Below are 19,106 nucleotides of genomic sequence, written 5' to 3' on the forward strand. Positions count from 1 at the left end.
GCCATCCTTCTGGAATCGTCTCATCCCGGAGTTGACGACTTGACGCATGAGGTACTGAACCAAAGTCCGCCGCTGGCCGGGACGAGCGCGTGGCGCGCCGACCCGCTGCTGGTCCAGTTGGCGGAGACCTATTCGGAGCCGGTTCGGCGCGAACTCGACCAGATCGGCCGCTATGTGCGTTCGGCCGAGGCGCAGGAGTTGGCGCGGCTCGCGAACACTGAAACGCCGAAGCTCAGGACGCACGACCGGCAGGGGCGGCGCATCGACCTCGTCGAGTTCCATCCGGCCTATCATGCGCTGATGCGCCGTTCGGTGGCTGTCGGCCTACATTCGTCGGTTTGGGAGAACAACCCGGCCGAGAGCGGCAAACGCCATCAGGTGCGCGCGGCGCGATTCTACCTGACCGCGCAGCTCGAATGCGGGCATCTTTGCCCCATCACCATGACGAGCGCGTCGCTGGCCGCCTTGATGGCGAACACCAAGCTGTTCCGCGAGTGGGCGCCACGGGTGACGACGCGCAAATATGACCAGAGCCAGAAGCCGCCGGTGCAGAAGACCGGCCTGACGCTCGGCATGGGCATGACGGAGAAGCAGGGCGGCACCGATGTGCGCGCCAACACCACACGCGCTGAGCGCGCCGGTGGCGGCTTCTATCGGCTCACTGGCCACAAATGGTTCATGTCGGCGCCGATGTCCGACGCCTTCCTGATGCTGGCGCAGGCGAATGAGGGCCTGTCGTGCTTCCTCGTGCCGCGCATCCTCGGGGACGGCTCCGACAACGGGTTGCACTTCCAGCGCCTCAAGGACAAGCTCGGCAATCGCTCCAACGCGTCCTCCGAGGTCGAGTTTTCAGGTGCGATCGCCGAAATGGTCGGCGAGCCCGGCGCCGGCATCAAGACCATCATGGACATGGTGACGCTGACGCGGCTGGACTGCGCCGTGGCCAATGCCGGGTTGATGCGGGCCGGTCTTGCCGAGGCCGTCCATCACACGCGTCACCGCCATGCCTTCGGCACACCGCTGTTCGAGCAACCGCTGATGCAGCGTGTGCTGGCCGATATGGCGCTCGACGTCGCCGGCGCGACCGCGCTGTCGCTGCGGCTGGCGCGCGCCTTCGACGAGGCGGCCAACGATCCGGGGGAGGCTGCTTTCGCGCGCTCGATGACGCCTGTGGTCAAATACTGGGTCTGCAAGATCGCGCCGGCATTGCTCTATGAGGCGATGGAATGCCTGGGCGGCAACGGCTATGTCGAGGAAGCGCCGCTGGCGCGCTACTACCGCGAGGCGCCGGTCAACGCGATCTGGGAAGGCTCGGGCAACGTCATGGCGCTCGACGTGCTGCGCGTCCTGCGCCGCGCGCCGCAGCTTTTCGACGAAGTGCTGGGCGGTATCGGCCGGGACCTCGGACCGGCTGGCAAGGGCACCGTGGGCGTGCTGCGCGCGGCCTTGCAGGTGGCCAGTTCCGATGAAGGTTCGGCCCGCATCCTCACCGAGCAGCTTGCCATTTCGGCGGCGGCTGCGGAGCTCCGCAGGCAGGGGGCAGGGCAGATCGCGGATGCGTTCGTGGAATCACGCCTTGCCGGCCAGTGGCGCACCACCTACGGCATGCTGGACGCCCGCCACGACGCGCGCGTCATCGTGGATACGCTCTATCCCGAGCTGAGCTGAGTGGCGATGGCGAGCGCTGCCGGCATCGTGAGCACCGCAAGGACCGTCTGCAGTGTGGTGACCGCGGCGTAGAACTCGGCGTCGCCGCCGAGCTGACGGGCGAGCATGTAGCCGTTCATGGCGGTTGGCACCGCACCGCAAAGCACCAGATAGACGAGTTCCGGGCCGCGCACGCCGAGCCCGTAGGCGATCAGGCAGAGGATGGCCGGGAGCACGGCGAGCTTGAGCACGACCGGAAACCAGATCGCCAGCCGGGGCCGGAACATGTCGGCGGTCCGCAGGCCGGCGCCGACCGAGATCAGCCCCATGCCGATGGCGGCCGAGGCGATGAGCCCGATCGCCTCGTCCAGCGGGTCGTAGAGCCCGCCCGGAAGGAAGCGCAGAACGATGCCGGCCGCGACGCCGACGATGAGCGGGTTGGTCGCTGTCGCCCGCATGACCTTGCCCCAATCCGCATCCCGGCTCCCAAAGCGCGCGACGACGGCGACCGACATCACATTGAGGGGGATGATGATGACGGCCATGGCCAGCGCGACCACGGCGCTCGCGGCCGGCGGAAACAGTTTTTGTGCAACGGCAAGCGCAATGAAGCCGTTCCAGCGCAGCGCGCTCTGGAACATGGACGAGAATTCACCGGGGGTCGCAGCGCCGCTGGGCCGCCACAGCGGCCAGCTCCCCAGCACCAGCACTGCCATGATCGCGATCGTGGCCAGAAGCGCGATGAGCATCGCGTCGAGCCGCAATCCCGAGAAGTCCGCGTGAATGATCGTGGCGAACAGCAGGGTAGGGTACAGCACCCAGTAGCTGACCTGTTCCAGTCCGCGCCAGCCGTCGTCGCTGGTTATCGACGTGCGGCGCAGGAGATTGCCCAGCACGATGATGAGAAAGATGGGGAGGATGCTTTCGAAGATGGCGAGCATGGCAGGCAAGGCGGACCGGACAGGAGGGATCGACCCCCGGCATAGGCAGCGTCATCCGCCCTGTAAAGCGTGGCAGCGGCACAAGCCTGATAGCCCAGCAGGGGATAAACGCTCCCTCAAGCTCGTACGTTAACCTTAACGAATGGTTTCAATTGCGGTTAACGCGGCCAGCGTCCAGTTTCGATTCTCGCCGAGCAGGGACCGCATGCAGAAGATTCTCATTACAAGTCTGGCAGCCTATTGGACGGTCGTCTTCGCGGTCGGTGCATGCGGCGTGGCTGGGCTTTCGGCGGGCATTCACGCACCCGATCTGTTCGCAACTGCCATGGCTGTAGCGCAGGCCCTGGTGGCGCTGCTGTTCCTGTGGACTGCATTCGCCGCGCTGGGACACGGCGACGAGGGCGTGGACGATGTGGCAAGGCTGGCCCTGAGCGCGGCCGTTCTGGTGTCTGTCGCGGTTGCCGTGGAGCAGGCGGTCGTGGCGGGCGCTTCAACGCCCGGCGCGGCATCCACCATGCAGTTCGCTGCCCTTGCGGCCACTTATCTTGTGATCCGTGCCGAGGCAGCGGAACGCAAACCGCGGTCCGTGGATTATTCGAGCGCCGTTGCGCGCCGTCTCGCCGTTGGCGCCGCCCACGGCTCGATGCTGTCGCGACTGTCGCGGCGAGGACCAGAGATCGTGGAGAGCGACGGCTGATGCGCTACATTCTTCTTTTCTGGGCCGTGCCGATGGGGCTTTTCTGGGGCTGGTTCTACCTGTCGTACAACGACATCAATTTCGGCCTGACATTCCTCAGCCGGCCGGTTCATGACTTCGCCTTCGGCTTCTACGGCAATCTGCTGGGCATCGACCCGCAGACGATCCCGCCGCTGGTGGCGCGCGCCTGTGTCGTCGATACGGTGGTGATCTTCGCGATCTACGCCTTCCGCAGGCGCCGCGACATAATTGCCTGGTGGAACGCTAGCCGGCAGCCGACCGTAGCGCCCGAAGCCGGTCCAGTGCCCCCTGCAGAATGAAGGCCGCCGCCGCCGAATCGATCCGTTCGTCGCGCTTGCGCCGGGATACGTCCATTTCGAGCAGTGCCCGCTCCGCGGCCACCGTCGACAGCCTTTCGTCCCAGTAGACGAAGGGCAGTTCGGTTAGTTTCTCCATGTTGCGCACGAAGGCGCGGGTCGCCTGCACGCGCGGTCCCTCCGACCCGTCCATGTTGACTGGCAGGCCGATGATAACGGCGCTGACCGCCTCTTTCTGCAGCAGCACCAGCAGCGCCTGGGCGTCCTGCGTGAACTTGCGACGCGCGATCATGGGGCGCGGATGGGCAAACGATAGCCCCGCGTCGGAGACCGCCACCCCGATGGTCTTGGTGCCGAGGTCGAGGCCGGCGAGCCGTCCACCGGGCGCGATGAGGGCGGGAACCTCGCCGATATCCGCAACAGCCACGTGATTGCCTTCTTCTTTGACTTGCACACGCGCGGTTCTATCCTTCACGGTATCGAAAAGCGAGTTGCAGAGGTGTTCTGATGAAGCTGACCTGGTACGGCCATTCCGCATTCCGCGTTGAAGCAGGCGGAGCGACAATCCTGATCGATCCGTTCCTGACCGATAACCCGTCATGGGATGGCGGCTGGGAAGGGCCGGCCGAGGGTGTCACCCACGTTCTCATCACGCATGGCCACAACGACCACCTGGGCGACGCGCTGCCGATTCTGAAGAAGACCGGCGCGATGCTCGTCTCCAGCTTCGAGATCTATGAGTATCTGGTTGGCCAGGGCGTGGACGAGAGCAAGGTCAACCCCGGCAACCACGGCGGGACGGTCGATTGCGGCGGCTTCACGACAACATTCGTCAATGCCATCCACTCCTCGTCGTTCAGTCGGGAAGGGGGCATCAACGTCTTTCTTGGCAATCCGACCGGCCTTGTCCTGCATTTCCCGGACGACAAGACGCTCTATCACATGGGCGATACCGACATCTTCTCGGACATGGCGCTGATCAACGAACTGCACCAGCCGGCGGTCGGCATCGTGCCGATCGGCGACCGTTTCACGATGGGCGGCGCGGTGGCAGCGCTCGCCTGCAGGCGCTTCTTCGACTTCGAGACGGTGATTCCGGCGCACTACGCCTCGTTCGGCATCATCGACCAGACGGCGGACAAGTTCGTCGCCGGCATGGAGGGTGCGTCTGCCAAAGTGCTGACGCCGAAGATCGGCGAGCCTTTCGAGGTGTGACCGGCGGCGGCAGCCGGCTTGCATGTTGCGCTGTGCCGGCTGCGCCGGTATAGCGCGGGCTTGTGATTTTCCTTCCAATCGCCGGAGCGCACCATGTCCGTCGACATCGACACCGTTAAGCGCGTGGCGCGTCTCGCCCGCATCGCCGTGACCGAAGAAGAAGCCGGCCGCATGACCGGCGAGCTCAACACGATCCTGGGGTTTGTCGAGCAGCTCGGCGAGGTCGATGTGAGCGGCGTCGAGCCGATGACCTCCGTGATCCCGATGGAGATGAAGAAGCGGGAAGACCGCGTCACCGATGGCGGCAAGGCTGCCGACATCGTCGCCAACGCGCCCGCCACGGAAGACAATTTCTTCCTCGTTCCCAAGGTTGTGGAGTAGCTTGCCATGGCCGTCGAGATCGCGGTCGAGACGCCGTTGCAGGACGATGTCCGCAAGCTCATCGCGGAGCTGAACGGCGCGCTCAGCGCGCAGGAACCCGAAACCCCCGAGGAATTCAACTTCCGCATGACGGCCGACGAAATGGCAGGGCCTGAAACAACCGTTTGGGTGGCGCGGCTGGACGGCGAGGCCGTCGGCTGCGGCGCACTGCTGCGCCATGCCGGCGGGTTTGGCGAGATCAAGCGCATGTATGTGCGGCCCGCCGCCCAGGGGCGGGGCGTTGCCGGCTTGATGCTGGTGGCGATCGAGGAACTGGCCGCAGCCGAGGGCCTGACGCATCTGGCGCTCGAGACCGGAGGCGAGGGCTATGGTGCCGCGCGGCGCGTCTATGAGCGCGCCGGTTACCGGCGCAGTGGTGCATTCGCCGACTACCCGGACAATCCCTATTCTACATTCTATCGCAAAGACCTGACCGCCGCGCCCGCGGCAGCCTGAACGGACGATTCATGACCGATCTGACGCACCTGACCATTGCAGAAGCCCGCGACCGCCTGCACGCCAAGGACATCTCGGCGATCGAGCTGACCGATGCCTATCTCGGCGCGATCGATGCCGCGAACGAGACGTTCAACGCCTATGTCGCCGTGACCCACGACAAGGCGCGCGAGATGGCAAAGGCGTCCGACGAGCGGCTGGCCGCCGGCAAAGGCGGCGCGCTGGAGGGTATTCCGCTCGGCATCAAGGACCTCTTTGCCACCGAAGGCGTCCACACGCAGGCTGCCAGCCACGTTCTGGACGGCTTCAAGCCGCGCTACGAATCGACGGTGACGGCCAATCTGTGGGCCGACGGCGCAGTCATGCTCGGCAAGCTCAACATGGACGAGTTCGCCATGGGCTCGTCGAACGAGACCTCCTATTACGGCCCGGTCAAGAATCCCTGGCGGGCGAAGGGCTCCAACGTCGACCTCGTGCCGGGCGGATCTTCGGGCGGCTCTGCCGCGGCGGTCTCCGCCTTCCTCTGCGCGGGCGCGACCGCGACCGACACAGGCGGCTCCATCCGCCAGCCGGCGGCCTTCACAGGCACGGTTGGCATCAAGCCCACCTATGGCCGCTGCTCGCGCTGGGGCACGGTCGCCTTCGCCTCGTCGCTCGACCAGGCCGGTCCGATCACCCGCGACGTGCGCGATGCGGCGATCATGCTGAAATCAATGGCTTCCGTGGACGCGAAGGACACGACCTCGGTCGACCGGCCGGTGCCTGACTACGAGACCGCGCTTGGCCAGTCGGTCAAGGGCATGAAGATCGGCATTCCGAAGGAATACCGCGTCGACGGCATGCCGGAGGAAATCGAGGCGCTGTGGCAGAAGGGTATTGCCTGGCTCAAGGATGCGGGCGCCGAGATCGTCGACATCTCGCTGCCGCACACGAAATACGCCCTGCCGGCATATTACATCGTCGCGCCCGCCGAGGCGTCGTCCAACCTCGCGCGCTACGACGGCGTGCGCTACGGGCTGCGCGTTCCCGGCAAGGACATCATCGACATGTATGAAAAGACCCGCGCCGCCGGCTTCGGCCGCGAGGTCAAGCGCCGCATCATGATCGGCACCTATGTGCTGTCGGCGGGTTACTACGACGCGTACTACGTGCAGGCGCAGAAGGTGCGGACGCTTATCAAGAAGGACTTCGAAGATGTCTTCCACGCGGGCGTCGATGCGATCCTGACGCCGGCGACACCTTCGGCAGCCTTCGGCATCGCCGATCAGGACATGGCGGCCGACCCCGTGAAGATGTACCTGAACGACATCTTCACCGTGACGGTGAACATGGCGGGCCTGCCGGGCATCGCGGTGCCGGCAGGTCTCGACGGCAAGGGCCTGCCGCTCGGTCTCCAGCTTATCGGACGGCCGTTCGAGGAAGAGACGCTCTTCCGCGCCTCCCACGTAATCGAGCAGGCTGCTGGCCGATTCGAACCGGAGAAGTGGTGGTAGTGCGTCCTTCGAGGCTCGCTTCGCTCGCACCTCAGGATGAGGGGCGTCGCGCAATCGAGACCGCTACCAATCGGTTCGATCAAACTACATCGCGGGGGAAGTTGTATTTCGACCCCATAAGAAGGTGGGTTCGACAAACCACCTCCCTCATCTGAGGTGCGAGCGAAGCGAGCCTCGAAGGACGCACTGATTCGATGTTCTTCACGCTCTCCAAGCTCTTCTGGATCGTGGCGCAGCCGATCAACCTGATCGGCATACTGGTACTGCTGGGCATCGTCTGTGCTTTCTTCCGGTTGCGGCGGATCGGTTTGTTCTTCTCGATCTGCGGCCTGCTCGTGCTGGCGCTCGGCGGCTGGACGAGCACCGGCGCGCTGCTGCTGCATCCGCTGGAGGATCATTTCGCCAGACCGGATCCCGCGCCGCAGGATGTCGCCGGTATCATCGTCCTTGGCGGCGGCTTCGAGGGCGCGATCAACCTCGCGCGTGGCGGCTATGAGCTCAACGCCAGCGGCGACCGTTTTGTGGAAACGGCGGTCCTTGCAAGGCGCTACCCGCAGGCGCGGGTCGTCGTGACCGGCGGCACAGGCACGCTGATCCTCGAGGGAGAGGGAGACGGCGACACCGCCCCCCGCCTACTGACGGCGCTCGGGGTCGAAGCAGATCGCCTGGTGCTGGAGAACCGCTCGCGCAATACCTACGAGAACGCGCTCTTCACCCGCGAGATGGTCGAGCCGAAACCGGGAGAAACCTGGCTTCTGGTGACCTCGGCATTTCACATGCCGCGCTCGGTCGGTCTTTTCCGCAAGGCGGGGTTCGACGTTGTGCCGTGGCCGGCGGACTACCGCACGGCCGGCAACGAGCCCGTGGGCCTTGCCCGCGACAACGTCTCCGATTCCCTGCAGAACCTGACGATCGCCATACGCGAATGGATCGGGCTCGTGGCCTACCGGCTCACCGGACGTATAGACAGCATCTTCCCGGAGCGGTCCTAGCCGCCACCTTCGAGCACGGCGCGCCGCGCGGCGGAGAAGAACTGCCGGCGGATCAGGACGCCCAGGATGAAGGTCGTGGTGGCGATGAACACCCACGGGCCGACGAACCAGCCCAGATAGCCAATCGAGAAGAAGATCGCCCGCAGTCCGGCATTGAAGTGCTTGCCTGCGAGCATGTTCATCTGCGCGGCCCGGGCCACCGAAGCGTCGATCTCGGCATCGGTCTGGCCGTCTTCCCGCGCCACCGGCACAGCGCCGATCAGGATCGAGCAGTAGTTGAACAGCCTGTAGGACCAGCCGAACTTGAAGAAGGCGTAGCAGAGGACGGCGACCAGCCCGAGCACCTTGGCCTCGAACACCGGCCGCGCGTCTGCATCCGTGGCGGGCAGTTCGCCCAGCACGTCGAGCACCGCGTCGGTCGCGCCCAGCAGCGCAAAGCAGCCGCCGATGGCGAGCAGGCAGCTCGACGCGAAGAACGCCGTGCCCTGCTGAAGCCCGCCCATGATGCTGGTGTCGACCATGCGCATGTCGCGCCGCGCCATTGTGCGCATCCACGCCTCGCGTTGCCGGTTCATCGCCGAAGTCAGCGTTTCACGCGAGACGATGCGGCCTTGCGTCGCGTGCGAGAACAGGGTCCAGCCGACAAGAAAGAAGGCGAGCGCGGCAATGTCGGGAGGGGAGCGGAACAGGGAATCGATCAGCATGCCGTTATCCTATCGCGAAAGGCTGTGCCGCAGGCCAACTTTTGCGCCTCAATTTGGCCGTCTATGTTGAAAAGCGATGAATATCTGTGGCCGCCTCAAGCCCTTGAAAAGGAATAATTTTAATCGGTTTGCACCATTCGGGCAAAAGGCCTTGCCTTGCTTTCGCCGTTTTTGCATTGCGAATGGCGCGCCGAACGGCTATCTAGCGGCCAGACGGGTGGGACCGTCGCGGCGTTTCGAGAGCCGCATTTCGGGATGAAATCTACGGAAACAGGACAAAAATGGACGAAACCGTTCAGAAATCCTGCTGGGGCGTAACCGCCAAGGCAGTGATCGGCTTTGCCGGCATCATTCTTCTGGCTTGGCTTTTCAGTGGTCCGGCGTCTGCGGCGATGATCGTCGCCGGCTAGACCCTCCCGGCAATCTCAGGGAATCTGAAGAGGCGCGGTTTCGACCGCGCCTTTTTCTTTTGTTGGCCGGGAATGTCGCAGCCTGATCAGATGAGGTCGGCAGCCTGCTTGCTTCTCATGCCGAAAGCCGCGAAACATCGGGGCCAACCCAGTCGGAGCGCTTCTCGATGTTCCTTTCCGTCTTCGATCTGTTCAAGATCGGCATTGGCCCGTCCTCGTCCCATACGATGGGGCCTATGACGGCGGCCGCGCGCTTCCTGTCAGAAGTGTCCGGCGATGACTGGCCGCGACCGGCAGGCGTCGCCGTGGCGCGACTTGCAGTCAGCCTCCACGGTTCGCTCGCCTTCACCGGCGTCGGACACGGAACGGATCGCGCGGTTATCCTGGGGCTGACCGGACTCACGCCGGTCACGGTCGATCCGGACAATGTCGACGTAACGCTTGCCGACGTTCAGGCGCAGAAGCGCGTCAGCCCGCCCGGCCATCCGACATATCGCTTCGACCCGGCGAACGATCTGGTGCTCGACAAGAAAACGCCGCTGCCCGGCCACGCGAACGGCATGGCGTTTTCAGCCTTTGACGCCGACGACCGGCTGCTCCTGCGCCGCATCTATTATTCGATCGGCGGCGGTTTCGTCGTCTCCGACGAGGAACTGCAGCGCATGAAGGCCGAGGGGCCGGTGCGGGGCAGCGGCGACAAGGGCGTTCCTTATCCCTTCGGGAAAGCGAAGGAGATGCTTGCAATGGCGGCACGCAGCGGTCTTTCGATCGCGGCGATGAAGCGCGCCAACGAGGAGAAGTTCGTCTCCCGTGAGGAGCTGAATGCCTCGCTCGACGGCATCTGGGATGCGATGCGCAGCTGTATCGAGCGTGGCCTGTCGCAGGAAGGCATCATGCCCGGTGGGCTGAAGGTCAAGCGGCGCGCGCGCCAGCTTCACGACAAGCTGCAAGAGGAATGGAGCCGCAACCGACCGAACCCGCTTCTGGCCAATGACTGGCTCTCGATCTACGCGATGGCCGTCAACGAGGAGAACGCCGCCGGCGGGCGCGTGGTAACGGCGCCGACAAACGGCGCCGCGGGCGTGGTGCCCGCCGTCATGCGCTACTGGCTGCATTTCCATGTCGAGGCCGATCAGGACTCGATCCGCGACTTCCTGCTGACGGCGGCGGCGATCGGCGGCATCATCAAGCATAACGCCTCGATTTCCGGCGCTGAAGTAGGCTGCCAGGGCGAGGTTGGGTCTGCGTCGGCCATGGCTGCGGCCGGGCTTTGCGCCGTCATGGGCGGCACGCCAGCCCAGGTGGAGAACGCCGCCGAAATCGCCCTGGAACATCATCTGGGCATGACCTGCGATCCTGTTGGCGGTCTGGTGCAGGTGCCCTGCATCGAGCGCAATGCGCTGGGCGCGGTCAAGGCGGTCACCGCCGCCTCGCTGGCGATCAAGGGTGACGGTACCCATTTCGTGCCGCTGGATGCCGCGGTCGAGACCATGCGGCAGACGGGCCTCGACATGAATGAGCGCTACAAGGAAACGAGCCTCGGCGGGCTGGCCGTCAACGTCGTCGAATGCTGAGCCTGTGGAAAGTGCGGACCGGCGCTGTAAGGCGCGCCGTTCCGCACTAGATTAGGCGCATGGCTCTCAACCTGATCAAACTCTGCGTCGGCGCCGAAAGCGTTGAAGACCTCGAAGACTGGATCGCGCTGCGGCTCGAGGAGAAGCGGCGCGCCGGCGTTGTCGTTGAGCATTTCCATACCACCCGTATGGTGCCCAAGCGCGCCGACGAGCTGCTCGATGGCGGCTCGTTGTACTGGGTCATCAAGGGCGGCGTGCAATGCCGTCAGCGACTGGTCGACATTCGCCCCTTCACGGATGCCGAAGGCATAGGCCGCTGCCATCTGGTTTTCGATCCGACGGTCGTGCGCACCCAATGGCAGCCGCGCAGGCCCTTCCAAGGCTGGCGTTATCTGGTGCCGGCCGATACGCCGACCGATCTTGGCGGTGCGGACGCAGGCGAGGAACTGCCGCTGAACCTGCGTCGTGAGCTTTCCGAGCTGGGCCTGCTTTAACCGAACTTCGCAAGACCCGCAGCCGATGCCTCGCGACGGATTGTAACGCAACGGCAAACCGGCGATGCTGCGTGCGAAGTATGGAGTTGCGGTCACATGAACGTGTCCGGTGTATCAGCAAGCGTTTCCGCCGCGCCACGTCGCGCCCACGTCATCGTGTGCGGTAATGCCAAGGGCGGCACCGGCAAATCGACTTTTGCCATGCATATCGCGGTGGCGCTGCTTCGCACCGGCAATCGCGTCGCGACGATCGATCTCGACACCGCCCAGCAGACGCTTACACGGTACGTCGAGAACCGAAGGCGATGGGCGCAGGGGACGGGGATCGCGGTCGCAGTGCCCGATCACCGCGATGTCCCGCATCGCGGGAAATTTGCCGATAGCGAAGGTGAAACCTTTGCAGCCCTCGCGGAGGCGCTGGCCGGCGTCGATGCCGCGTTTGATTTCGTCGTCATCGACACCGCCGCCGGAGACACGTTTGCCGGCATGCTCGCGCACCGCCTTGCCGACACGCTGGTCACACCGCTGAACGATTCGCTTATCGATCTGGAAGCGCTTGGAGATCTGCCTCCTGCGGGCCGCGGTTCGCCTTCCGGTTCGGGTTACGCACAGGCCGTCGCGCAGGCGCGCGACGAACGGCGGCGTGCCGACGGCCGGCTGATCGACTGGATCGTCGCGTGCAATCGCGTACCGGTGACGGCGGCTGGAGAGGCCAAGATAGCGCCGCGCTTGCGCGATATGGCATCGACGCTCGGCTTTCGCTTCGCAGACGGTATCTCGCAGCGGTCGCTGTTCGACGATCTCTTTGCAGCGGGCCTCACGGCGTTTGACGAATACGACGGACGTTCGGCGTCCTCCCGGCCGAACCTCGCGCATCTGGCCGCGCGGCAGGAGATGCGGCGGCTGATGGATCGAATGGATCTGCTTCATACCGGGCCTTCGTTACCAGTGGGCGGGCCCGGGACGAGCCCGACCGAAGCCGCGATCACGCCCGCGCTGTGACGCTTTCGCCCAACGCGCTTCAGGCCTTGCAAGCAGTCCGTCACGGCTACATGTTCTTGGCATGAGCAACGACAAGACGCCGGCACCCCGCAAGGCCGACCAGAAACCTGCCGCGGCACGATCCGACAGCACCGCGATTGATGCGTTTGTGCGCCATGCGCGCGCTTTGGCACAGCCCACCGGGGCCAAAGATGGCGGGCGGCTGATTCTGGCGCTCGACGCGACGATGAGCCGGCAGCCGACCTGGGACCTCGCATGTTCGTTGCAGGCTGAGATGTTCGACGCCGTATCCAGGGCAGGGGGCCTCAACGTCCAGCTCGTTTATTTCCGTGGCTTTGGCGAGTGCCGCGCATCGAGGTTTGTGCGCGATACCAGCTCGTTGAAAGACCTGATGGTGAAGATCGACTGCCGGGGCGGACATACGCAGATCGGCAAGGTGCTTTCGCACACGCTGAAGGAGACGGAACGGACCAAGGTCAACGCGCTGGTCTATATCGGCGACGCGATGGAGGAAAATGTCGACGACCTGGCCGACAAGGCCGGCCGGCTCGGTCTGCACGGCGTTCCCGTGTTCGCCTTTCAGGAAGGGCACGATCCGGTCGCCGAAACCGCATTCAAGGAAGTCGCCCGGCTTTCGAAGGGGGCCTGGTTCCGCTTCGACCGCAACGCGGCTTCGACCCTTTCGAAGCTGCTTTCGGCGGTTGCCGTCTACGCAACAGGTGGGTTGAAGGCGCTGGAAGCCAGAGGCCGCGCGGAGGACCGCCTGATGATCGAGCATCTGAAGAAGTCCGGCGGACGGGGATGACGGTCCTTTTCTATCTTGCCGCGGCCGTTCTCGTGTTGACGCTGCTGGGCGCAGCCTTTCTGCGCATGGATGCGAGACGCATTGCCGGCAGCATGAGGCTTGTCGGACCGATCGCGGTCGGCGGGCTTGGTGTAGGCTTGCTGCTGCTCGGGCGCGCGGGGCTTGGCGGGATGCTGATCTCCACAGCACTCGCATGGCATCTTTCGGGGCGCATGCGCCGGCAGGCCCGTCCGACGCCCGGAAAGCGATCCACGGTGCGCACCGCCGCGCTGGAGATGGAACTGGATCACGATTCCGGATCGCTTGAAGGGATCGTGCTTGTCGGGCGCTTCGAGGGGCGCGAGCTTGGCCAGCTCGAGCTCGATCAGTTGTTGCAGCTCGGCGGTGAACTCTCCGCCGACCCGGAAAGCATGCAGCTACTTGAGACCTATCTTGACGGCCGTTTTCCCGGCTGGCGTGACCACGCGCAGTCGGACATGAGCGGCGGGCAGGGTGGCACGCCAACTTCTGGCCCCATGACTAAGCAGGAGGCCTACGAGATCCTTGGTCTTGAAGCTGGTGCCAGTGCGGCGGAGATCCGCAAGGCGCATCGCCGCCTGATGCAGCGCCTGCACCCCGACCTCGGCGGCACTTCTTTCCTTGCGGCGAGGATCAACGAGGCCAAGGAAGTTTTGCTGTCTGATCACAAATAATCCCCTTCGACGTAGTGCCCACCCGGGCAGCCCGCGGCGCGGGCTGGTCCGAAAGCCTGCTTACGACCCCACTGCGTAGCAATCGATCTTCTGCTTCTTGAGCGCGTTGCAGGCGTTCCATGCCTGGTTCTTCGAAGCGAACCCGCCGAAGCGCGCGCGATAGTAGACAGTGCCCTTGTTGTCGAATTCCTCGATGAAGGCGTTCGCGGTGTTGAGGATGCGGGGCGCTTCCTTGCCGGTGCGCACGAGCGCGGCAAACGCGTCGCTTTGCGACGGTGACGAAGCAACCTGCACCACCCAGCCGGAGGGCGCCGTGGACGAGGTCATAACGGGATCGATGTTGGCGTCCCCTTCGGCGGCGAAGCGGGCCTCAACGGCTGCTGCCGGTGTCGGCACCGGAGCAGACGGAATGGGAGCCGAAGGCGTCGGTGTCAGCGCGGCAACGGCTGCGGGCGTCGTCTCCTGCGCGTAGGCGACCAATGGTGCGCTGACTTCTTCCCGCGGCCGGAAGTCCGGCGTCGGAATGTTGCGGCTTGGCAGCGAGAAGGCGCTTGCGACAACCGCGCCGGCACCCGGCGTCGGGCGCTGGGAGGCAATAAGCGCGCCGCCCCCGTTGCGGGAGGCCTTGGGCATGTAATCGCGCAGCAGCGCGGCCATGTGATCGTCGCGGCTGCGGCCGCTCTTTCCGCCCATGACCACGGCAACGACGCGTCGTCCATTGTCTTCCACCGACGTCACCAGGTTGAAGCCCGAGGCGCGGGTGTAACCGGTCTTGATGCCGTCGACGCCCTTGATCCGGCCGAACATCCGGTTGTGCGTGCTGATCGTCTGCTTGCCGTATTTGAAGGAGCGGGTGGAGAAATAGTCGTAATATTGCGGAAAATGCTCGCGCAGTGCGACACCCAGGATCGCCATGTCGCGCGCCGTCGTGTGCTGGGCGCTGTTGGGCAGGCCGTGCGCGTTACGGAACTGAGTCGAGTTCATGCCGAGCTGGCGGGCCTTGGCCGTCATCATCCGCGCGAAGCCGGCCTCCGAGCCACCGAGCATCTCGGCAACGGCCGTCGCGACATCATTGGCCGAACGCGTGACAAGTGCGCGGATGGCCGTGTCGACGGTGATCGAGCCGCCCGCCTTCACGCCCAGCTTCGTTGGCGGCTCAGCCGATGCATTCTTCGAGAAGGGGATGGCGGTCTTCGTCGAGATACGCCTCGCGTTCATCGCCTCGAAGATCATGTACACCGTCATCATCTTCGTCAGCGACGCGGGATAGCGCCGCTCGTCCGCATTGCGTGAGAACAGCACCTGACCGGTGCGCGCATCCATCACATAGGCCGCATAACGGGAATTGGCCGAAGCCGACCCTGCTCCTGCGACCGTGAACATAACGACCGCCAGCATGGCGACGAAAATGCTGCGAGTGTTCGAGATTTGCGAGATAAAGCCTGCCAACGCCTGACGCACAACCATAGCTACACTTCTACTGATACTGACTGATGCCCAAACCCGCCCCCGGGATTGTCAGCCACGATAGAGGCGAGCCCGTTACCAATCCGTTTATGGTAACCGGCCCGTTCACCAATTTCGTCAACTTCTAGGAAAGAAAGCGGCCTCGACAGCCAGCTGTTGATTGGACCTAGGGCTGCATATTGACTTTTTGTGCACTGCAACATAAATAGAGTGCAACGCATTAGGGATGCGGGAAACCCCACCTCCAACGGAAGGTAGCATTCAGATGATTCAGTCGTTCGAAGACGCCAGCAAGGCTGGCAAGGAATTCATGGACACCGGCCTCAAGAGCTTCGCCGCTCTGTCGAAAAACGCGCAGGCGATCACCGTCGAGGCCACCGAGTACTCGAAGAAGGCATTTGAGAACGGCACCGCCGCTTTCGAGAAGCTGACCTCCGCCAAGTCGCTCGACAAGGCTGTCGAGATCCAGACCGACTATGCCAAGCAGGCTTACGAAGGCTTCGTCGCACAGGCCACCAAGATGGGTGAGCTTTATGCCGAGATGGCCAAGGACGCCTACAAGCCCTTCGAATCGGTCGTCGCCAAGGCGAAGTAATCCGCTTCGAAATCGTTGTCGCGCGGGCTTTTGCCCGCCGATATGCCCGGTCGCGGCTTCGCGGCCGGGTTTTTTGTCGTTTCAGGGTTCGAAGTGCGCTACGCCGCACCCGAATTCGCGCGTCTGTGACGTGAGCCGTATTGTCAGCAAGAAAGAAGGCCTTAAAATTTCATGATGAGTGCCTACATGACGTGCCTTGAAGGAAGCGCGCGCAACTGGAAGGATGCGGAAACGAGTGGCGGGGTACCCATGCCGGAACTGGTGACGAGGATGCAGGGTGACGACGACCGGGCCAACGGTCCCGGACGCGGCACCGCGGTCATCACCCGTACCAAGCCGAAAACCAAGAAGCCGTCGCTCTACCGCGTGCTCATCCTCAACGACGACTACACCCCGATGGAATTCGTGGTCCATGTGCTGGAGCGTTTCTTCCAGAAGGATCGCGAGGCCGCGACCCGCATAATGTTGCATGTTCACAATCACGGTGTCGGTGAATGCGGGGTCTATACATATGAGGTGGCTGAGACCAAAGTGACTCAAGTCATGGATTTCGCCCGCCAGCACCAGCATCCGCTGCAATGCGTGATGGAAAAGAAATGAGGTTCTGAATGCCGGCTTTCTCGCAAGGCCTCGAACGGGCGCTGCATCAGGCGCTGACATTTGCAAACGAGCGTCACCACGAATATGCGACGCTCGAACACCTGCTGCTCGCGCTGCTTGACGACGGTGATGCCGCCGCCGTCATGCGTGCATGCAACGTCAATCTCGAAGAATTGAAGCAGACCGTCCTGTCCTACATCGACACCGAGCTCGACAATCTCGTCACCGGCTATGATGAAGACTCCAAGCCGACGGCAGGCTTCCAGCGCGTGATCCAGCGCGCGGTCATCCATGTCCAGTCATCCGGTCGCGAGGAAGTGTCCGGCGCCAACGTGCTCGTCGCGATCTTCGCCGAGCGCGAAAGCCACGCCGCCTATTTCCTCCAGGAACAGCAGATGACGCGTTACGACGCGGTCAACTACATCAGCCACGGCATCGCGAAGCGGCCGGGCTCGTCGGAGGCCCGCGCGCCGCGCGGGGCCGAGGATGAGCAGGGCGGCCAGCCCGGCGTGGGCGAGGGCGAGGACGGCGGCAAGAAGAAGCAGCAGGACGCCCTGACGGCCTACTGCGTGAACCTCAACGCCAAGGCCCGGCAGGGCAAGATCGATCCTCTGATCGGCCGCGAGTCGGAGATCAACCGGACGATCCAGGTGCTCTGCCGCCGCTCCAAGAACAATCCGCTCTATGTGGGCGACCCCGGCGTCGGCAAGACCGCGATCGCCGAAGGGCTCGCCAAGCGAATCGTCGAAGGCGATGTTCCGGAAGTGCTTCACGATGCCACCATCTTCGCGCTCGACATGGGCACGCTGCTGGCAGGCACGCGTTACCGCGGCGACTTCGAGGAGCGGCTGAAGCAGGTCGTGAAGGAGCTTGAGGATTACCCCGGCGCGGTGCTCTTCATCGACGAAATCCACACGGTGATCGGCGCCGGCGCGACGTCGGGCGGGGCGATGGATGCCTCCAACCTTCTCAAGCCGGCCCTGTCGTCGGGTGCGATCCGCTGCATCGGCTCGACCACCTACAAGGAGTTCCGCCAGTTCTTCGAGAAGGACAGGGCTCTTGTCCGCCGCTTCCAGAAGATCGACGTGAACGAGCCTTCGGTCGAGGACGCGATCTCGATCATGAAGGGGCTGAAGCCCTATTTCGAGAAGTTCCACAAGGTGAAGTACACCAACGAGGCCATCAAGGCCGCGGTGGAGCTGTCCTCGCGCTACATCAGCGACCGCAAGCTGCCCGACAAGGCGATCGACGTGATCGACGAGACGGGTGCCTCGCAGATGCTGCTGCCCGAATCGCGCCGCAAGAAGACGATCTCCATCAAGGAGATCGAGGCTACCGTGGCGACGATGGCGCGTATTCCGCCCAAGACTGTCTCCGCCGATGACGAGAAGGTTCTCGCCAGCCTGGAGGAGGAGCTGAAGCGCGTCGTCTACGGGCAGGATACGGCAATCACGGCGCTGTCGTCGGCGATCAAGCTGGCGCGTGCCGGGCTGCGCGAACCAGAGAAGCCGATCGGCTCCTACCTGTTCTCTGGCCCCACCGGTGTCGGCAAGACCGAAGTCGCCAAGCAGCTCGCCGCCTCTCTCGGCGTCGAACTGCTGCGCTTCGACATGTCGGAATATATGGAGCGCCACACGGTCTCGCGGCTGATCGGCGCACCTCCCGGCTATGTCGGCTTCGACCAGGGCGGGCTCCTGACCGACGGCGTCGACCAGCATCCGCATTGCGTGCTGCTGCTGGATGAGATCGAGAAGGCGCATCCGGACCTGTTCAACATCCTGTTGCAGGTGATGGATCACGGCAGGCTGACGGACCACAACGGAAAGCAGATCGATTTCCGCAACGTGATCCTCATCATGACGACCAATGCGGGTGCGGCCGACCTTGCGAAGGCTGCGATCGGCTTCGGCTCGTCCAAGCGCGACAGCGACGACATGGAGGCGATCAACCGGCTGTTCACGCCGGAGTTCCGCAACCGTCTCGACGCGATCATACCGTTCGGCTCGCTGCCGGTGCCGGTGATCCACCAGGTGGTGCAGAAGTTCGTCATGCAGCTCGAGGCGCAGCTCGCCGAGCGCCGCGTCACCTTCGACCTAACGCCGGAGGCAATCGCCTGGCTTGCCGACAAGGGTTACGACGAGCGCATGGGAGCACGTCCGCTCTCCCGCGTCATCCAGGAGCACATCAAGAAGCCTCTGGCCGACGAGGTGCTTTTCGGCAGACTGAAGAAGGGCGGCACGGTGCGCGTCTCGGTGATCAAGACCGACGCCGGCATCGAGGTTCTCAACCTCGAGGCGCTTGCCGACGAGACGCCGGTCAAGCCGAAGAAGGAAGACCCCGAGGAACGGCCGGTAAAGCGTAAGGCGGCCAAGAAGAAGGCACCGGCAAAGGCGACGGCATCTGCAGCCAAGCCGAAGAGCGAGCCGAAGGGCAAGCAGCCCCCCAAGCGCAGCATCGTTCCCCAACTGCCGCGCAAGTAACGACCGATCCGTGACGGGCCGCAAAGCCCGTCACGGCCTCTCGCGCTGCGCCCGCGAAAGTTGCGGGATCGGCGACGAGCCATATCGCGCTGAATCGTTCCGTGT

21 protein-coding genes are annotated in these 19,106 nt (G+C 64.1%); 17 read left to right on the forward strand and 4 right to left on the reverse strand.

Going from position 1 to position 19,106, the window contains the following annotated elements; translation table 11 throughout:
- The first annotated feature begins 39 nt into the window (after positions 1-39).
- The gene (locus V1479_RS11610) at positions 40-1,668 is read left to right on the forward strand and encodes an acyl-CoA dehydrogenase family protein (protein WP_368803027.1); all 1,629 of its coding nucleotides are present in this window, start codon (positions 40-42) and stop codon (positions 1,666-1,668) included.
- Here V1479_RS11610 and V1479_RS11615 read toward each other — a convergent pair.
- Positions 1,650-2,588 carry an AEC family transporter gene (locus tag V1479_RS11615; RefSeq protein WP_368803028.1) on the reverse strand — a complete coding sequence of 313 codons (939 nt, stop codon included), beginning with the start codon at positions 2,586-2,588 and terminating at the stop codon, positions 1,650-1,652. The two genes, V1479_RS11610 and V1479_RS11615, sit on opposite strands and share 19 nt — an antisense overlap.
- Positions 2,589-2,793: 205 nt before the next feature.
- On the opposite strand from V1479_RS11615, the gene V1479_RS11620 reads away from it, so the two are divergent.
- Both V1479_RS11620 and V1479_RS11625 read left to right on the forward strand, forming a co-directional pair.
- Positions 2,794-3,285, forward strand: a complete 492-nt coding sequence (locus V1479_RS11620) for a hypothetical protein (RefSeq protein ID WP_368803029.1) — start codon at positions 2,794-2,796, stop codon at positions 3,283-3,285.
- Positions 3,285-3,605: a DUF6105 family protein gene (locus V1479_RS11625; protein ID WP_173191379.1), complete on the forward strand. Its 321-nt coding sequence runs from the start codon at positions 3,285-3,287 to the stop codon at positions 3,603-3,605. Before V1479_RS11620 ends, V1479_RS11625 begins: the two co-directional genes overlap by 1 nt.
- Here the strand turns inward: V1479_RS11625 and ruvX are convergent.
- On the reverse strand, positions 3,550-4,029 hold the full coding sequence (ruvX, locus tag V1479_RS11630) for a Holliday junction resolvase RuvX (RefSeq protein WP_173191381.1): 480 nt from the start codon (positions 4,027-4,029) through the stop codon (positions 3,550-3,552). The genes V1479_RS11625 and ruvX overlap by 56 nt on opposite strands.
- A gap of 80 nt (positions 4,030-4,109) precedes the next feature.
- Here ruvX and V1479_RS11635 point away from each other — a divergent pair, with 80 nt between their 5' ends.
- From V1479_RS11635 to V1479_RS11655, 5 genes are all read left to right on the forward strand, one after another.
- Positions 4,110-4,817 (forward strand): metal-dependent hydrolase, encoded by a 708-nt coding sequence (locus V1479_RS11635; protein ID WP_368803030.1) that lies wholly within the window; start codon positions 4,110-4,112, stop codon positions 4,815-4,817.
- Positions 4,818-4,910: 93 nt separating this feature from the next.
- Complete coding sequence (gatC, locus tag V1479_RS11640) at positions 4,911-5,198, forward strand: Asp-tRNA(Asn)/Glu-tRNA(Gln) amidotransferase subunit GatC (RefSeq protein WP_368803031.1); 288 nt, start codon at positions 4,911-4,913, stop codon at positions 5,196-5,198.
- A gap of 6 nt (positions 5,199-5,204) precedes the next feature.
- Positions 5,205-5,693 (forward strand): GNAT family N-acetyltransferase, encoded by a 489-nt coding sequence (locus V1479_RS11645; RefSeq protein ID WP_368803032.1) that lies wholly within the window; start codon positions 5,205-5,207, stop codon positions 5,691-5,693.
- Between the two features lie 11 nt (positions 5,694-5,704).
- Entirely contained in the window at positions 5,705-7,186 is a 1,482-nt protein-coding gene (gene gatA, locus V1479_RS11650; RefSeq protein WP_368803033.1) for an Asp-tRNA(Asn)/Glu-tRNA(Gln) amidotransferase subunit GatA, read from the forward strand.
- A gap of 194 nt (positions 7,187-7,380) precedes the next feature.
- The gene (locus tag V1479_RS11655; RefSeq protein ID WP_368803034.1) at positions 7,381-8,178 is read left to right on the forward strand and encodes a YdcF family protein; all 798 of its coding nucleotides are present in this window, start codon (positions 7,381-7,383) and stop codon (positions 8,176-8,178) included.
- Here V1479_RS11655 and V1479_RS11660 read toward each other — a convergent pair.
- On the reverse strand, positions 8,175-8,879 hold the full coding sequence (locus V1479_RS11660) for a DUF599 domain-containing protein (protein WP_376769194.1): 705 nt from the start codon (positions 8,877-8,879) through the stop codon (positions 8,175-8,177). The genes V1479_RS11655 and V1479_RS11660 overlap by 4 nt on opposite strands.
- A 284-nt stretch (positions 8,880-9,163) precedes the next feature.
- Between V1479_RS11660 and V1479_RS11665 the strand changes: the two genes are divergently transcribed.
- The 6 genes from V1479_RS11665 (at position 9,164) to V1479_RS11690 (ending at position 13,859) form a co-directional block, all read left to right on the forward strand.
- Entirely contained in the window at positions 9,164-9,292 is a 129-nt protein-coding gene (locus V1479_RS11665; RefSeq protein ID WP_280515712.1) for a hypothetical protein, read from the forward strand.
- Between the two features lie 167 nt (positions 9,293-9,459).
- The gene (locus V1479_RS11670; protein WP_368803035.1) at positions 9,460-10,866 is read left to right on the forward strand and encodes an L-serine ammonia-lyase; all 1,407 of its coding nucleotides are present in this window, start codon (positions 9,460-9,462) and stop codon (positions 10,864-10,866) included.
- Between the two features lie 59 nt (positions 10,867-10,925).
- A complete protein-coding gene (locus V1479_RS11675; protein WP_368803036.1) occupies positions 10,926-11,360 on the forward strand; it encodes a DUF1489 family protein in 435 nt (144 codons plus the stop codon).
- 96 nt (positions 11,361-11,456) lie between these two features.
- Positions 11,457-12,362: a division plane positioning ATPase MipZ gene (locus tag V1479_RS11680; RefSeq protein ID WP_368803037.1), complete on the forward strand. Its 906-nt coding sequence runs from the start codon at positions 11,457-11,459 to the stop codon at positions 12,360-12,362.
- A gap of 61 nt (positions 12,363-12,423) precedes the next feature.
- The gene (locus V1479_RS11685; protein WP_368803038.1) at positions 12,424-13,167 is read left to right on the forward strand and encodes a VWA domain-containing protein; all 744 of its coding nucleotides are present in this window, start codon (positions 12,424-12,426) and stop codon (positions 13,165-13,167) included.
- Complete coding sequence (locus V1479_RS11690; RefSeq protein WP_368803039.1) at positions 13,164-13,859, forward strand: DnaJ domain-containing protein; 696 nt, start codon at positions 13,164-13,166, stop codon at positions 13,857-13,859. Before V1479_RS11685 ends, V1479_RS11690 begins: the two co-directional genes overlap by 4 nt.
- Before the next feature lie 60 nt (positions 13,860-13,919).
- Here V1479_RS11690 and V1479_RS11695 read toward each other — a convergent pair whose 3' ends face one another.
- Entirely contained in the window at positions 13,920-15,326 is a 1,407-nt protein-coding gene (locus tag V1479_RS11695; RefSeq protein WP_194248541.1) for a serine hydrolase, read from the reverse strand.
- Between the two features lie 265 nt (positions 15,327-15,591).
- Here V1479_RS11695 and V1479_RS11700 point away from each other — a divergent pair, with 265 nt between their 5' ends.
- The 3 genes from V1479_RS11700 to clpA all read left to right on the forward strand — a co-directional run bounded on the left by V1479_RS11700 (position 15,592) and on the right by clpA (position 19,001).
- Entirely contained in the window at positions 15,592-15,921 is a 330-nt protein-coding gene (locus V1479_RS11700) for a phasin family protein (RefSeq protein ID WP_368803040.1), read from the forward strand.
- 249 nt (positions 15,922-16,170) lie between these two features.
- The gene (clpS, locus tag V1479_RS11705; RefSeq protein ID WP_376769168.1) at positions 16,171-16,521 is read left to right on the forward strand and encodes an ATP-dependent Clp protease adapter ClpS; all 351 of its coding nucleotides are present in this window, start codon (positions 16,171-16,173) and stop codon (positions 16,519-16,521) included.
- Positions 16,522-16,529: 8 nt separating this feature from the next.
- Positions 16,530-19,001 carry an ATP-dependent Clp protease ATP-binding subunit ClpA gene (gene clpA, locus V1479_RS11710; protein ID WP_368803041.1) on the forward strand — a complete coding sequence of 824 codons (2,472 nt, stop codon included), beginning with the start codon at positions 16,530-16,532 and terminating at the stop codon, positions 18,999-19,001.
- The last annotated feature ends 105 nt before the right edge of the window (positions 19,002-19,106 follow it).

Source organism: Neoaquamicrobium sediminum, assembly GCF_040970315.1.
Lineage (GTDB): Bacteria > Pseudomonadota > Alphaproteobacteria > Rhizobiales > Rhizobiaceae > Aerobium > Aerobium sediminum.

What these genes read in the sequence shown, in the direction of transcription:
- V1479_RS11620 (WP_368803029.1), top strand. Translation starts at nt 2,794, where the DNA reads ATGCAGAAGATTCTCATTACAAGTCTGGCAGCCTATTGGACGGTCGTC.
- clpA (WP_368803041.1), top strand. Translation starts at nt 16,530, where the DNA reads ATGCCGGCTTTCTCGCAAGGCCTCGAACGGGCGCTGCATCAGGCGCTG.
- clpS (WP_376769168.1), top strand. Translation starts at nt 16,171, where the DNA reads ATGCCGGAACTGGTGACGAGGATGCAGGGTGACGACGACCGGGCCAAC.
- V1479_RS11635 (WP_368803030.1), top strand. Translation starts at nt 4,110, where the DNA reads ATGAAGCTGACCTGGTACGGCCATTCCGCATTCCGCGTTGAAGCAGGC.
- V1479_RS11670 (WP_368803035.1), top strand. Translation starts at nt 9,460, where the DNA reads ATGTTCCTTTCCGTCTTCGATCTGTTCAAGATCGGCATTGGCCCGTCC.
- V1479_RS11655 (WP_368803034.1), top strand. Translation starts at nt 7,381, where the DNA reads ATGTTCTTCACGCTCTCCAAGCTCTTCTGGATCGTGGCGCAGCCGATC.
- V1479_RS11645 (WP_368803032.1), top strand. Translation starts at nt 5,205, where the DNA reads ATGGCCGTCGAGATCGCGGTCGAGACGCCGTTGCAGGACGATGTCCGC.
- V1479_RS11685 (WP_368803038.1), top strand. Translation starts at nt 12,424, where the DNA reads ATGAGCAACGACAAGACGCCGGCACCCCGCAAGGCCGACCAGAAACCT.
- V1479_RS11615 (WP_368803028.1), bottom strand. Translation starts at nt 2,588, where the DNA reads ATGCTCGCCATCTTCGAAAGCATCCTCCCCATCTTTCTCATCATCGTG.
- gatC (WP_368803031.1), top strand. Translation starts at nt 4,911, where the DNA reads ATGTCCGTCGACATCGACACCGTTAAGCGCGTGGCGCGTCTCGCCCGC.
- V1479_RS11680 (WP_368803037.1), top strand. Translation starts at nt 11,457, where the DNA reads ATGAACGTGTCCGGTGTATCAGCAAGCGTTTCCGCCGCGCCACGTCGC.
- gatA (WP_368803033.1), top strand. Translation starts at nt 5,705, where the DNA reads ATGACCGATCTGACGCACCTGACCATTGCAGAAGCCCGCGACCGCCTG.
- V1479_RS11665 (WP_280515712.1), top strand. Translation starts at nt 9,164, where the DNA reads ATGGACGAAACCGTTCAGAAATCCTGCTGGGGCGTAACCGCCAAGGCA.
- V1479_RS11690 (WP_368803039.1), top strand. Translation starts at nt 13,164, where the DNA reads ATGACGGTCCTTTTCTATCTTGCCGCGGCCGTTCTCGTGTTGACGCTG.
- V1479_RS11700 (WP_368803040.1), top strand. Translation starts at nt 15,592, where the DNA reads ATGATTCAGTCGTTCGAAGACGCCAGCAAGGCTGGCAAGGAATTCATG.
- V1479_RS11695 (WP_194248541.1), bottom strand. Translation starts at nt 15,326, where the DNA reads ATGGTTGTGCGTCAGGCGTTGGCAGGCTTTATCTCGCAAATCTCGAAC.
- V1479_RS11675 (WP_368803036.1), top strand. Translation starts at nt 10,926, where the DNA reads ATGGCTCTCAACCTGATCAAACTCTGCGTCGGCGCCGAAAGCGTTGAA.
- V1479_RS11625 (WP_173191379.1), top strand. Translation starts at nt 3,285, where the DNA reads ATGCGCTACATTCTTCTTTTCTGGGCCGTGCCGATGGGGCTTTTCTGG.